Genomic DNA, 13,982 nt, shown 5'->3' with positions numbered 1-13,982 from the left:
GACTAGAGAAGAGGAAAAATAATGAATCTGATTTTACCTTCAATATTTGCTGCAGATTTAATGAACTTAAAAAGTGAATGCGATGTTTTATATGAAGAAGGATTTCAAGTACTTCATGTAGATATGATGGACGGAAATTTCGTCCCTCATATCGCATTTGGTCCAGAACAAATTAAAAATATAAAAAAACAAGTGAATATGAAATTAGATGTTCACATGATGGTATCAGCCCCAGAGCAGCATATAGCGAGTGTGTTGGACACTGGAGCAGAAATGATATCAGTTCACTATGAATCAACTCCTCATATTCGTTTTGTCATTGATCAGATTAAGCAACATGGAAGGAAAGCAGGGATCGTCATTAATCCTGGGACGGACACCTTTTTATTGAAACCTTTTCTAAACATCATTGACTATGTTCTAGTTATGTCGATCAATCCAGGAAGACCTAATCAAGTTTTTATGGAAGAAACGATTGATAGAATAAGAGAACTGAAAGTAATGATAGGTCAACGAGATATTCAGATCGAAGTTGATGGTGGAGTCGATGAGAGTATAGCTAGTCAATGTATCGAAGCTGGAGCATCTTTGGTTGTCATCGGATCATATTTATTTTCGAATAACAAAGCACATGTGAAGAATTTGAAAAGTCTAGAACATGGAGAGAGAAAGGATGAGAGAAAATGAAATCATTAAAACTGTATGGTGCCAGAGACATACGTTTTGGAGGAGCGGAAAAACCTCAAATACTGGATGGAAAAGATGTCATTGTAAAAATAAAAGCATGTGGCATTTGTGGATCTGATATCTCTCGATATAAAAAATTGGGTGCAGTCACACCTGGTCAGGTATGGGGACATGAATTTGCAGGTGTTGTAGAACAAGTTGGCGATCAAGTAACAGATCTAAAAGTTGGAGACCATGTTGCTGGATGTCCAGCACTAATTGAAGAAGATGATTATTATTATCGAGCAGGTCAACCAGCTAGAGCGAATTCATTGCATGCAATAGGTGCTAAGGAACCTGGTGGATTCGCCGAATACATTAAACTCCCAGAGAAGAATTTAGTTAAAGTACCTGATGATTTGGATTTCGAATCAGCTTCTATGGTAGAACCTTCTACTGTAGTTTTACATGGGTATTATCGAACCAATCTATCGGTGGGCGACGATGTGGTCATTGTTGGAGCAGGGGGAACCATTGGGTTGTTTGCTGTTCAATGGGCAAAAATATTTGGCGCGAAAAAAGTAATTGCGGTTGATATTGATGATGAAAAACTTCAAATTGCGAAGGAATTAGGCGCCGATTATACGATAAATTCTCTGAATGAAGATGTTCTGACAAAGGTCGCTGAATATACGGATGGCATGAATGCAGATATTGTAGTTGAAGCAGCTGGAACGCCCCATACAGCAGCAACTGTGTTTGGTTACGCCAAAAAAGGCGGCGGAGTTGTGTTCCTAGGTATCCCTTATGCAGACGTTGCGATGGAAAGATTTTATTTTGAAAAAATCCTAAGAAGTGAGTTAACCGTGTGGGGATCATGGAGTTGTGTATCCGCACCATTCCCAGGTAAGGAATGGGCAACGACTGTTCACTTTATGCACAATAACAGATTAAATACTAAAAAAATGATTACACATCGTATACCGCTTGAAGAAGGTTCAGAAATGTTTGAACGATTAATGGAAAGAAAAGAACTTATCGGCAAGGTAATCATGTATCCAGAAAGCTGAAGGTGAACTTATGGACAAATTAATTAAACAAATGGAAGTCATTATGAAAGAATTAGAAAGAAGTATTTCCTTAATGAATGTTGGTGAAAGTGAACAAATTCTACAAGTCTTGTATAATACAAAGCGGATTTTCCTTGCTGGTTCAGGGAGATCAGGTTTAGCGATCCGTGCTTTCGCTAATCGACTGTTGCACTTAGGTAAAACGGTTTATATTGTTGGTGATATTACTACTCCAAGCATTCAAGCAGAGGATATTTTATTTATTGGTTCTGGTTCAGGAGAAACCGCTGGTCTAATAGTAAATGCAAAAAAAGCAAAGCAATCAGGAGCAAAGGTAATTCTTAATACAACGAATTCGCAGTCGACTTTGGGGAAACTAGCTGATTACATGCTTTTAATTAATGTTGACAATAAAGAAACGGATACTGATTTAATGGAATCTTCTATTCAACCAATGGGATCGGCATTTGAGCAATTAAGTCTTCTCTTGTATGATGCGATTGTTTTGGAATGGGTAGCTAATTTTAATGAAACCTATGATGACATGAAATTAAGACATGCTAATTTGGAATAAACGTTTGATTTGAGGCAGAACAAAATTTCGATTCTTCACAGAGCGCCTCCAAGAGCAAAGATTAAATTGAGTAATTTGAATACGACCTAAACTTGAAGCCTCTTATATAATCCTCTGGAGCTGTCAATATTATTATTAACAAGGAAGGAGGAGAGAGAGCCATGCAGCTTGATGATAGAAGCAGCAGCTTGCTGCAAGAATTGTTATCAAATCCAAGTGTGAAGAGTAAGAACTTGGAACATAAGTATGGTTTAAGCCGCAGGCAAATCAGTTACAGCCTTGAAAAAATCAATGACTGGTTAGAGGGCCAACGCCTACCAAAAATTGAACGGAATAAACAGGGTGTTTTTATTGTTGATGCTACTCTCTTCTCTGCTGTGCCTAATGAAGTAAACAAGCCTTCGACAAAAAAATATATTTTTTCTGAAGCAGAGCGAGTAGAACTTATTATTCTGATCCTACTGAGTCGTAGTGAAGAATTATCTTTATTTCATTTTACCAGTTCCATTTACGTAAGCAAGAATACCATACTAAATGATCTAAAAGCAGCACAAGAATTAGTCGAACCTTATGATCTTAGTATCCGTTATTCCCGGTTATCTGGTTACTCAATTGAGGGTGTTGAATTTCAAAAAAGAAAGTTATTGATTGATGTCGTTAACAAAATTCATCACATGTACAATGGGGAAAAATGGGTTCAACAGTTAGCAGAGATCACTGAAAAAGAAGTGCAACAGATTCATGAACGTCTTGAAAAGATTGAAAGCCATCTGAGCTTGAAATTTACAGATGATAAGATGAAAACTTTGCCGCATATCCTACTGATCTTGCTGCGAAGAATCAAACTTGGGAAAACAATAAATTCCTCTCATATTAGCTATGAAGAATTATCGGATACCAAGGAGTACCAAGCGGTTCAAGAACTACTATCGGATTTGGTGCATATCCCGACCGAGGAAAGATTATTCATCACACTGCAAATTCTTACGACGAATGTTTCCTCATCTGAGCTCCTTGGGGAAGACATTGTATCAGATTTAAATCAGGCATTGAAAAAGATGCTGGAGCGATTCGAGAAAATGTCCTGCATCCTCTTACAAGACAAAAAGCAGTTGTTGCATATGATCATGCTGCATATAAAACCTGCATATTATCGCATTAAATACAAACTTACTATTACTAATCCACTACAAGAAACAATTAATAGTGAATTCATAGAACTGCACCACCTTGTAAAAAAGTCAGCAAAACCTTTAGCTGATTACATTGGCTGTGATATTCCAGATAGTGAATGCACTTATTTAACGATGCTGATAGGCGGTTGGTTAACAAAGCAAGGAGACAGCATTCTGAGTAAAACAAAAGCAGTAGTGGTTTGCGCTAACGGAGTATCCGTTTCTAAGCTTTTACTAATTACTTTGAATGATTTATTTCCTGAATTCATTTTTTTGGATTCCTTATCTGTGAGAGAATTCAAGATGTATGATTTGGAATATGACATTGTTTTTTCTTCCGTATATCTGCAAACGAACAAACGACTATTTATAGTCAAGCCAATATTACAAAAGGAAGAAAAGATCTCTCTACGAAAACAAGTGATGGAATTATTGCATGGATTCACTCCATCTGAATTAAGTTTGAAAAATATTCTGGAGATCGTTGAGAAATATGCAACCGTTCAGAACAGGCAACTTCTTGCAAAGGAATTACAACACTACTTTACAAGCCATCACTCGTTGTCTTTCAAATCACAACCCGAATTACAAAAGACAAATTTGCATGACCTGATAATGCCGGAGAATATTACATTGCTTCCTTCAGTATCATCTTGGGAAGAGGCTATACGATTAGGGGCGCTACCGCTGCTGCTTCAAGGGAGTATCCAACCTTCTTATGTAGAAGCTATGATCCAACATTACGATGTGGAAGATCCGTATATCATTATTAGCCCAAATGTGGCAATTCCTCATGATAGTCCTGAAAGTGGGGTAAACGAAGTAGCTATGAGCTTGCTCCGTTTAGAGCAAGGCGTTGAATTTGCAAGAAATAGGCCGATAAACATCGTTATTATCATAGCCGCTGTCGATAAACAACAGCACTTAAGGGCATTGGTTCAGTTAATGAAACTTGTTGAAAGTAAAGATGATTGTGAAGCTATCATTCAAGCCCAAAGTGCAATGGATATCCATAGTATCATCAAAAAATATGGTACGGATTATTAAAAAGATATCTATGTTTTCCGATTTTTATAAAAGGGAGTAATTATTATGAGCGCAAAAACGATAAATGGACTCGTGTTTGATCAGGATTTAATTCAACTGCACGCACGTTACGATTCGAGGGAAGAGCTTATCAAAAGCTTTGGAAAAAAGATAGAAGAGAAAAATTATGCCAAAAAAGGATATACAGAATCTTTGCTTCAACGTGAAATCGAATATCCGACCGGAATCAACATGGGGACAATTGGTATAGCAATTCCACATACAAATAAAGAATTCGTTAACGAAACTGCTATTGCCGTTGCAGTTTTAGATAATAGCATAGAGTTCGAGGATATGGGGGGATCTGATGTAACTGTCAACGCAGAAATTGTGATGGTACTTGTAGTAAAAAATCCTAAGATGCACATCTCATTTTTAAAGAACTTAACAAGTTTGTTTCAAGAAGAAAAATTCGTTAAACGTTTTCAAAATGCAACTAATCCTGCCGAGATCGAGGAAATACTCTTGAAGTTGCTTTAATAGAGACACATAAAATAATGTTGTAAAATTAATTAAATTGGTTGATGGGACCGGATATGAAATTGCGACATATAACAATGATGGAAAACTGGATTTACAGCCAAATACAGATTATCATCTCAAAGTAGAAGCGCAAGGCAATATCACTAAGGTTTATTTGAACAATAAATTAGTTATCGACACAAAAGATCAAACTTATAAAGAAGGATACTTTGGTCTCAATGTATATATATTCTTACCTTCAGTCAGTCATTTTCATCGACCTATCAATTATAAGGACGCGATGCTCTCGCTTCATTTTATTAATCGAGAGCAACAGGGATGCGCATCATAAATAATAAGTTTGAATTTTCACCAAGCTTTCCGTCATTCATTGGAAGGTGCCCTGATCAGTAGCATCTTTCCAATGAATGACGGACCTCTACATAAAAAGGTGTCCAGCGACCTTAGAGATAGTGGGACACCTTTTGCTGTTTTTACGCTTCATTCCTTGATTCAACCTTGCGCTACGAAACGATTAACTTCTTCCAACGACGGCAAGGCAGCAATCGCTCCAACTTTAGTACACACGATGGCGCCGACTTGATTGGCAAGTGTCACAAATTCCTCCTGCTGCTTCGCGTTGGAGGTAAATGCCTTAGGCTGACTCAGCTAGCCCTGTAATGATGTTTAATTCCTCTTCTGGATATTGTGATAAATTCCTCCAGCCTGCCGGGTCCATTTTCTATCAATGTCCTGCAGAGACAGCTGACGGTCAGCTCCGCGATTGAACACGAAATCCCGTTCGCCGTTAGCGGTAAGGGAAACAAAGGCAAGTGTAGTCGGAGTTGCCGGATCAAAAAGGAGCATGGACGTATCCACATGGTGCTCATCCAGAAAGGCTGAAACAAAAAAAGGTGGGATCTCAAACAGTTATTATAGGGAGACATACAGGCCTCAATTTCATTATTCTCCTGAGAAAAATTGGATGAACGATCCTAACGGCTTGGTTTACCATGAGGGAGAGTACCACCTGTTCTACCAGCATACGCCCCGTGATACGCGGCCTGACTTTGGTCGCATGTATTGGGGAGAACTCCCACCGACAATTCTGCCTGGAGAGGACGGAGCGAGCTTCTCGGGAAGTGCGGTGGTGGATAAGAACAGTACAAGCTGACTTTTCAACGAAGAAGGATCAGGCTTGATTGCAATTTATACGAATGAGGGCAATCGAAAAACGTTTGAGCAGATCTTTTCATTGGACATCAGATACCTATAATCTTAGGAGGTACCCAAGTCAGAATGCTGGACTGTACTAGATCTTGTTAAAGAGCATTAAAGACTACTCCAACTCAATTGAAAATTGATACAACCATTCGTCAATGCTGTGGTCAGGTACATTTAAAGCACGGTAGGTCGCTGGAACATCCGGGTATCCCCCTACATCTTCCTGACTATCAATTATCTTTCCTCGACCAGTCAGAAAATCGGAGATAATTCGTTGATCTGTTGCATCCCGGTCCTGCGGCCTTGCTCCTGCATGCTCAGTGACCTCCTTTACTACTTCTGAGGCAGCTAGTGCTTCAAGTCCTTCAACCCAAACAGGTGGATTGTCAAGTTCCTTGATTCCGCCAAAAGTCAGCGGGACTGACTTGCCATTACGGTCATAAGCAAGATTATCTTTGAGATAAGCCCAGCCGCTTTTACTGTTCGTTCCGACAATTCCTAACCCTTTAATCGTATCTACTCCATGCCGCATGTAATTCCCGACGATACTGACTCTAGGGCCTTCCGGTTTGATCCCCGTGTCCGTCCATTCATTCTCCACGAATCCGAGTCGAATTGCCCATTTTCCTGGATTATAAATAACATTGTTAACAATTACGCCCGTCGTGAATGCTTTGAACCATGGATTACGTTCCATGTTATGAGCATAAAGATTTCCGATGACCGCTACATCCTGGACGTAATCATGAACGAGCGTGCCCATGGAATGAGGGCCCTTCTCATGAACGGAATTATACAGGCCCTCGGCGATAATACTATTGCTGAGAGTTACACGGCGGCTAGTCGCTTGAGTTCCGCTGGTACGTGGACCTGAAAAGGACATGTTCTCATCCACTCCCCAAGAAAAGGAGCAGTGGTCAATGACAATGTTATAAGCAGAGGCTCCATAAGTGGATACATCTGGCTCAAAGCCTACGCCTTGGGCGCTGTTACCGTTGCCCATTCGAAACCGGACATGCTGCATTAACACATCATGCGTTTTGATTTGCATACCTCCCTGAATGAATGTAATGCCAGGGGAGGGGGCCGTCTGACCTGCGATGGTCACGTAGGGTTCTCTCAGCTCGAGACGCTTCTTTTCTAGATTTATGACACCGCCGACTTCAAATACAATAATCCGCGGTCCCTTGGCTTCTAATGCCGCTCGAAATGAGCCTGGGCCGTCATTGTTCAGATTGGTCACCTTGATTACCTTTCCGCCTCGGCCTGCTGGAGTGTCAGTCCCGTATCCCACGGCTCCCGGGAACACGGGTTGGGCTCCAGCTTGGCTAGCTGCTACAGCCCCCATCATCCATACGCACAACAACAACATACATAAGCCCACCTTACATCCTTGTTGCAAACAGCTTCGTACATTCATTTAGAAAATTCCTCCTTTTTTTCTCATGCTAAGGATAATATATATATCCTAATATAGCTTTTTTTGAAAGTGGTTCCAACTATTTCAGCATAAAAAGATTTGAATCAGCCGTTTTTGTCGAATCTATCGCTGGCTGTATCAGGCCGCCTTGCCCAAGCGAATATGGAGGTGCTACGGAACAAAGTTAAGCGGAGGATGTCTGTTAATAATTACTCTAAAAAAGAAAGGGATTTAGTAGGCTTGAGAAAAAATCTTTTTAAAGTTACTTTAATAATTTTAAGTATAATCATATCTATTATTTTGTTATTTATTGTTTATGTGACACAAGTTGAAAAACGCAGTATTCAAAGCAAGGTAATAGAAATATCTATGTCTTTAAGCGGATTAAAGAATGAGCCTACACAATTCAAGGAAGCTGCAATTAATAATAATGAAAAGCCATATATTATTCCGAAGGACGTAAAATTTACAGCTAATGTTGAGTTGCAAACAATTGATAATATGGAAGTATTCTCTCTAAGTAATAAAGATCAGAAAAGTGAAAAGCGGTAAGAAATGGGCTGGGCACACCAATACAAGTAATCAAATGAATTGATAAAGAAAAGGATTGAGATATTACGAATGCTTGGGTAGTTCAGCAAAGTATTGGACAAACAGACTGGTTAGAGCCCGTAACCGAGGAAGTGTATATAATAAACTCTAATAAAAAATGAAAAAAACACTAAAACAACGGCAGCCGATCGTCTGCTGTTGTTTTAGTGTTTCGTTGTATACTGTAACCTTTATGGAAAAGGGAAACTGCCTCTTTCTTGACAGAACAGCTATTCGCGCTCAAAAGGCTGCAGATATAAGGATGACGAGAACTACCCTTTCTAACAAGGACCCAACTTGCGTAGCCATGACTTGCGGTGATAGGGCATTCCATTTCGAATCCACCATTCAATGACCCCTACATAAGCAATCCCAGCATATTGCAATATCACATCTTCGAATAAATCCGTGTCTGAGATCATCAAAAATTCTTTTAATATTATCTCTAAGTAAATATACTGTGTTGACCCTATTCCGAGTTGGTCGAAAGGAAGGGTTGTTGTCATAGGAGATGCGCACACACAATAAACCCGAATACTGGATATGGAAGCTCAGTGGCCTTGGAAGACGCGCTATACTTAGCGAAGATGTTACAGAAACATCATTATACCGACGTATTTCGAAACGAATCGTAAAGATCGTATAAAGGCTATTCAGGATACCGTAAAAACCTTTGATGTAAATAAAGGGTTTGATTTTAGTAATGGTTTTGATATTGGTATGTTTAGTGGAACCGGCATTGATCCAGAATACAAGGTTTATTGGAATAATTAATCCCCGAGTTTTCATAATTGGCCAATACCTCCATAGCTGTGGAGGTTATTTGGTTTGATCGGAAAAAGGATAGCATGAACAAAACGTTTGTCAATTTGTCTACTCTCAATAATTTTTACAATGTACTCTTCATGAATAACACGGAGATCCACGTGCAATCCTCAAGAATTTCTTCATAAAGAGTTCATTTCTTAATGATATGGGTGACATGAGGCACTTTAGCGATGCAGGCTGGATAAGAACATAGTCCCAAAATAATAAAAGTTGCAATTGAATTTTTTTTGGTTTACAATACACACAAATGATACAATATTCTATCAATAAATAAAGTTTTATTTCATTTTTAGCTTTGAGAGGAATGATGAAGGTGTAAAAAAGAAAGGTAATCCCCTAATCCCCGAGCTTATGAACCACATTAGTTGACGAAATCAAGCGGTCTACGTTTTTCGGGATGAACTAGGCCGTTTAAAGATAAATACTTTATTATAAGTTATTTATGTATGATGTGACAGCAGGATTGGGATGATTCTAATAATGACAGTTAAGGAGAGATTTTCATGGCATGGTTGTTTCTTATTGTTGGAGGAATTTTAGAGATAGGTTGGGCCTTAGGTTTGGCATTTTCAGATGGGTTTACAAAAATAGAAATTGTAATCCCTACTGTCATTCTAATGGTTGGAAGCTTCTATTTTTTTGCGAAATCCATAAAAATCCTACCTGTATCTACAGCCTATGCAGTTTTTACGGGACTTGGTTCTTTTGGTACCGCTCTTGTTGGAATGATTTTTTTAGGAGATAAAGTAAGTGCACTTAAAATAATGTTAGTGTGTATGCTGATTTTTTGTATTATAGGTCTAAAGTTAGTATCTAATCAACCAAAAGAAGAAGCAGGTGTATAGAATATGAGTTGGTTCTTTTTAGTTCTAGCAGGTTTATTTGAAGTTGGTGGGGTCATATTTTTGAAATTTTCAGAAGGTTTCACTAAACTGAAGCATACATTAACTTTCGCTTTGTTTCTCGGGTTAAGTTTTATTTTTCTTTCTTTGTCTTTAAGAGAAATTCCAATCAGTATTGGCTACGGGATCTGGACAGGTATTGGTGCCTCAGGAAGTGTACTGTTAGGTATGTATGTTTTCAAAGAGCCTAAGAATGTTAAAAAATTAGCATTCGTTGGCGGAATTATCTTTAGTATAGTTGGATTAAAGTTAGTATCCTAGCAATTAAAAAAACCAATAAATTTGAGGTGTGATTCCTGTTATACTTTCAAGTGAACCACTATTGAATGCAAAAAACATTTGCTCACCAAGAGGTGCGATATGAAGAAGCAAGAACTTACGTCAATTAAGCAAATACGATTGAATACTATTTTAGATGAAGCGACTAAGTGCTTGATTGAGAAGCCGAGTGCTTCCATGCATGAGATTGCCGAATCTGCAGGAATCGGCATTGCAACCTTGCATCGTTATGTTGAGAGCCGGGAACAATTGATGATTTATTTAGGGTTTCGTGCTATAGAAGTTGTTGCAGAGACTACGAAAGATATCAGGTTGGATGAAGAGAATTACGAAACCTATATTCCTGAGCTCATTGAGGCCTTGATTCCACTCGGTGATAAAATTTATTTTCTGAACCATGATGCTAGCGTCAATGCTAACAAAGAAATCGAGGAAGAAGATGAGAAGTTAAGAGAACCTATACTGCATGCAATTGGGTTTCTGCAACAGAAAGGGTATTTTCGTGAAAATATTGACAAGAACTGGATTGTCAATGTACTGTACTCACTTCTATTTCTTACTTGGCAGCAAGTAGTCGAAGGGAATATTGCCAGAAATTCCGCAGCTGAGTTGGTTGTGAATACTTTTTATCATGGTTTTAAAGAGCATAAATTGTAAGTGCACAGTGCTTAACAATGATACAATTTAGTTTCAAAAGATACATTATATATCATTCACAGGGAAGTAAACTTCTCTAATCAAGTATTGAAGGCGGGGATGATGTATGTTCATTGAAAATGCGATGGGGAAAATCAATATATCCAAACAAATTATTTCTAAAATTACTCTCAAATCAGCAAATGCTATTACCGGGATCACGTGTACATCAAATGGAATTATTGAAAATATTACTAGTCGCTTCGGCGGAAACAGTAGTCAAAATGGCATTGAGTTAAAGGAAACCGCTACGGGACTCGATATTCACTTATGCATAACCATTCAACACCGATTAAAAGTGCCAGAAGTCTGTAAGGTACTTCAATCGAATGTTAAGGAAGCTGTTGAAAATTTCACTGGAGTAAGCATTGACCGCGTTAATGTAACTATTGTGGGGGTATCCATTGATTGATCTCATACGGGAAACGTTAACCATTCATCAAACGAGAAGGTAGCCGATCAACTTGATCGACTACCTTTATCCGTTTTTTCTTGTATAAGAATCATTAGTAGGGGCGAACGGTTGTGGACAAGAGCATACATCTTGAAGTTATCCTAGATGTATGCGAGGTGCGGATAAGGGATAACTGTTTGTTGGGTCCTGGCGTTCATGTCTATACGGCACCACACCCCATAGATCCATATGAACGAATTAAAGACCCTGAAAATGGAGCACCTGTTTCTATTGGCAACAATGTTTGGGTATGCGGAAGAGCTGTGTCGATTGGCCATAAAGTAATCGTCGCATCAGGAGGGGGGAATCCTGCCAAAGAGATCCGCTCGATAAATCTGAGTGAGGATCTTAACTAAGAAGAAATATATTTAGTCTCATATAGATGTAAGATTTAAATTGAAGAGCTATATCCAAGACAGGATTGAACCATGAGGTTTGAGAATCTTTCATGTGAGTGATTGATTCAACTTCAGAAGGAATATGCAACGAAGCTCCTCTGCCACGTGAATCCTTACACTGGCTTAGCCCTAATCGACGATCCGGCGGTTATAACCATTCAGATCAATAATGAGGATTCGGTCTTTAAGGGCACGGAAGATATAAAGGATACGAAGGGCATCGTACCGTACCGACAGGAGTTGCAACGCCGCTTTAACCGGTACCTGCTTGCCAAATATGATACAAGGAAGAATCTGTCCGATGCCTGGACATTTAATGGCGTCTGTGCTCTAGGCACAGAGGAAGATCCGGAGGAGGGCACCGTGCTTTTCCCGGAGGGAGATTTCTATCAGGTTCAGAATAACCCTATGGGTGAATGGACAGGTATAGAGAGCCCCGCACGCTATGCCGATTTCACAGAATTCGGCATTTATATTAACCGTCGGTATTATGGCACAATGATTGACCATGTTCGCTCTCTGGGGGCGAAAGTACCCATTGTGACTAGCAACCTATTAAACGGCGCTGCGGATGTTTATTCCCATGCTGACGACGACTTGATGGAGAACAATACCTACTTCAACCATCCGATACCTCCCTTCGACGAGGCTAAGCCGAAAGTGGCAGATATGCGGGAATATGTAATGTAACTTCCAATCCATTGACCGTTCATAAGGACAGCTTGTTTCTTCGCACTAACATGCTTCCGATGGCCAGCACGGCAGTGGTGGCGGGCAACCCCTTTATCTTGAGCGAGTGGAACGAGTATGGTGTTAACCCGTTCCACTCCACGGCGTTCATTTCGATGGCAGCCTATGCCTGTCTGAACGACTGGGATGGTCTCATCGTTTATTGCTATCATACGTCTGAAAGCTGGAACGACCAGCCTGCCGATGAGATTACCAACATATTTGATGCTTACAACGATCCATCCCTGATCTGTCAGTTCGGTTTTATGGCCGCATTGTTTCTCGGGGACCTCGTGCGTCCGGCGGAGCACCGGGTGGATCTGGTCTTCACGCAGAACGATCTGAAGACCCTGCCGCCAGCTTTCAGTATGCCGAACGCCTATCTCCCTTACATTACAAGCCTGCGCAACGTATTCTTGGATCAAGGGGATGCCTATACCGGTGACGCAGACGTTGCTGTTACCGCCGGATTTGTAAAAAATGGCGATCTTTCTCAGGCTAAACGCGCCGTATATTACGCCTGGTCTCCATATCGGGACGCCCTGCGGCACGCGAACGGCGAAGGGCGGCTGGAGCGTCTTGCCGCGAAGGCAGATGAAGAACTGCCCGGAGCGAAGCTGGGCGACAGGATCATGGTCTTCAATGAGATTGCTCCCTTGGCTGGCGAAGGCGATTACACTACGTTTGCCGCAAACCTGGATGTCGCGCTCAAGCGTTGGGGCCTTCTGCCCGACGACCGAGGACTCGTGGGCAGTGCCCTCGTCTCCGATACCGGTGAATTGGCCTTTGATCCGAAGGCAGGCACCTTCCGCATCCGCACCGAAGGCTGTCCTTACTTCAGCGGCGATCCTTCGAACGGCATCGCGTTGACAAAGGATATTTCCCTTTCTCTTATCAACCATCGCATCTCAGCGGCATTGCTGCCTGTAAAAGGCACTTCCGTAGAATGCTCAGAAACCTACCTTTTGATGGTCCTCGGCCACACCGGCATGGACGAAACCATCTTTACCACGGAAGGCTTATTTACGACTGTCGATTTTCAGGGGAAGCTGTACGCGGACACCCCGGAAGGAACCTTGTTCGTGCGCTGCAAGTCCGCAACGCTTACTGCTCTGGACACGGTGAGCACGCCAATCGCCAGCATCGAATGCGCTCCTGCTCATGACGGCGTGACCTTCGTTCTGGACGGAACAATCCCTGCTGTCCATTTCCTGCTGGAAAGGAAATAAGGCTAGAGGTAAAAAGTTCAATGCAGCAAAAGGCAATTTTACCGATTATTTCGTGAGCGTTGCGAGATGTAGTAGGCCGTTATAGTGCACGGATTTAAAATAGGAGGAATCGAAGCCGGTGGTGAACCATCGGCTTTCTTATTATTAGCGTGGCCAGTCAAGCTAGACACAACCAGCTTATTAGTGTCCAACCGGGGCA

Annotated in this window: 15 protein-coding genes and 3 pseudogenes; 15 read left to right on the top strand and 3 right to left on the bottom strand. The window is 40.7% G+C overall.

Translation table 11 applies throughout. The features are described 5' to 3' along the window. Positions 1–21 precede the first annotated feature (21 nt). The 6 genes from rpe (at position 22) to MKY24_RS13275 (ending at position 5,385) form a co-directional block, all read left to right on the top strand. On the top strand, positions 22–687 hold the full coding sequence (rpe, locus tag MKY24_RS13300) for a ribulose-phosphate 3-epimerase (protein WP_053325504.1): 666 nt from the start codon (positions 22–24) through the stop codon (positions 685–687). Beyond that, the gene (locus MKY24_RS13295; RefSeq protein WP_023988788.1) at positions 684–1,736 is read left to right on the top strand and encodes a galactitol-1-phosphate 5-dehydrogenase; all 1,053 of its coding nucleotides are present in this window, start codon (positions 684–686) and stop codon (positions 1,734–1,736) included. The genes rpe and MKY24_RS13295 overlap by 4 nt, the downstream gene beginning before the upstream one ends. 10 nt (positions 1,737–1,746) lie before the next feature. Further along, positions 1,747–2,310: a 6-phospho-3-hexuloisomerase gene (hxlB, locus tag MKY24_RS13290; protein ID WP_025722481.1), complete on the top strand. Its 564-nt coding sequence runs from the start codon at positions 1,747–1,749 to the stop codon at positions 2,308–2,310. A gap of 161 nt (positions 2,311–2,471) precedes the next feature. Further along, positions 2,472–4,532: a BglG family transcription antiterminator gene (locus tag MKY24_RS13285; RefSeq protein ID WP_339200172.1), complete on the top strand. Its 2,061-nt coding sequence runs from the start codon at positions 2,472–2,474 to the stop codon at positions 4,530–4,532. Positions 4,533–4,577: 45 nt separating this feature from the next. Continuing rightward, a complete protein-coding gene (locus MKY24_RS13280; protein ID WP_023988785.1) occupies positions 4,578–5,051 on the top strand; it encodes a PTS sugar transporter subunit IIA in 474 nt (157 codons plus the stop codon). A 37-nt stretch (positions 5,052–5,088) separates the two neighbouring features. Continuing rightward, the gene (locus tag MKY24_RS13275) at positions 5,089–5,385 is read left to right on the top strand and encodes a DUF6250 domain-containing protein (protein WP_053325502.1); all 297 of its coding nucleotides are present in this window, start codon (positions 5,089–5,091) and stop codon (positions 5,383–5,385) included. Positions 5,386–5,720: 335 nt separating this feature from the next. Here MKY24_RS13275 and MKY24_RS13270 read toward each other — a convergent pair whose 3' ends face one another. Then, entirely contained in the window at positions 5,721–5,927 is a 207-nt protein-coding gene (locus MKY24_RS13270; protein ID WP_279834122.1) for a PfkB family carbohydrate kinase, read from the bottom strand. Between MKY24_RS13270 and MKY24_RS13265 the strand changes: the two are divergent. After that, a pseudogene (locus MKY24_RS13265) lies at positions 5,899–6,204 on the top strand (hypothetical protein); the annotation flags it as partial. The gene MKY24_RS13270 and the pseudogene MKY24_RS13265 overlap by 29 nt on opposite strands. 168 nt (positions 6,205–6,372) lie before the next feature. Here MKY24_RS13265 and MKY24_RS13260 read toward each other — a convergent pair. Continuing rightward, the gene (locus MKY24_RS13260; RefSeq protein ID WP_339200171.1) at positions 6,373–7,677 is read right to left on the bottom strand and encodes a right-handed parallel beta-helix repeat-containing protein; all 1,305 of its coding nucleotides are present in this window, start codon (positions 7,675–7,677) and stop codon (positions 6,373–6,375) included. 114 nt (positions 7,678–7,791) lie between these two features. Between MKY24_RS13260 and MKY24_RS13255 the strand changes: the two genes are divergently transcribed. Continuing rightward, positions 7,792–8,229: a hypothetical protein gene (locus MKY24_RS13255; protein ID WP_155613679.1), complete on the top strand. Its 438-nt coding sequence runs from the start codon at positions 7,792–7,794 to the stop codon at positions 8,227–8,229. Between the two features lie 279 nt (positions 8,230–8,508). Here the strand turns inward: MKY24_RS13255 and MKY24_RS13250 are convergent. Continuing rightward, positions 8,509–8,681, bottom strand: a pseudogene (locus MKY24_RS13250) (TetR-like C-terminal domain-containing protein); the annotation flags it as partial. Positions 8,682–9,599: 918 nt separating this feature from the next. Between MKY24_RS13250 and MKY24_RS13245 the strand changes: the two are divergent. From MKY24_RS13245 to MKY24_RS13215, 7 genes and pseudogenes are all read left to right on the top strand, one after another. Continuing rightward, positions 9,600–9,941, top strand: coding sequence for a multidrug efflux SMR transporter (locus tag MKY24_RS13245; RefSeq protein ID WP_339200170.1), 342 nt, complete (start codon positions 9,600–9,602; stop codon positions 9,939–9,941). 3 nt (positions 9,942–9,944) lie between these two features. After that, a complete protein-coding gene (locus MKY24_RS13240; protein WP_053325498.1) occupies positions 9,945–10,259 on the top strand; it encodes a multidrug efflux SMR transporter in 315 nt (104 codons plus the stop codon). Between the two features lie 99 nt (positions 10,260–10,358). Continuing rightward, the gene (locus MKY24_RS13235) at positions 10,359–10,934 is read left to right on the top strand and encodes a TetR/AcrR family transcriptional regulator (RefSeq protein WP_053325497.1); all 576 of its coding nucleotides are present in this window, start codon (positions 10,359–10,361) and stop codon (positions 10,932–10,934) included. Positions 10,935–11,040: 106 nt separating this feature from the next. Beyond that, positions 11,041–11,385: an Asp23/Gls24 family envelope stress response protein gene (locus MKY24_RS13230; protein ID WP_053325496.1), complete on the top strand. Its 345-nt coding sequence runs from the start codon at positions 11,041–11,043 to the stop codon at positions 11,383–11,385. Positions 11,386–11,525: 140 nt separating this feature from the next. Continuing rightward, positions 11,526–11,783: pseudogene (locus MKY24_RS13225) on the top strand (acetyltransferase); the annotation flags it as partial. A 147-nt stretch (positions 11,784–11,930) separates the two neighbouring features. Then, positions 11,931–12,515 (top strand): hypothetical protein, encoded by a 585-nt coding sequence (locus tag MKY24_RS13220; protein WP_053325494.1) that lies wholly within the window; start codon positions 11,931–11,933, stop codon positions 12,513–12,515. Between the two features lie 59 nt (positions 12,516–12,574). Next, positions 12,575–13,783 (top strand): hypothetical protein, encoded by a 1,209-nt coding sequence (locus tag MKY24_RS13215; protein ID WP_339200168.1) that lies wholly within the window; start codon positions 12,575–12,577, stop codon positions 13,781–13,783. Positions 13,784–13,982: the final 199 nt, after the last annotated feature.

Origin of the sequence: Paenibacillus sp. FSL P2-0322, from assembly GCF_037975315.1 — a bacterium.
Classification (GTDB): domain Bacteria; phylum Bacillota; class Bacilli; order Paenibacillales; family Paenibacillaceae; genus Paenibacillus; species Paenibacillus polymyxa_B.
This window is presented reverse-complemented; position numbering and strand designations above follow the sequence as displayed.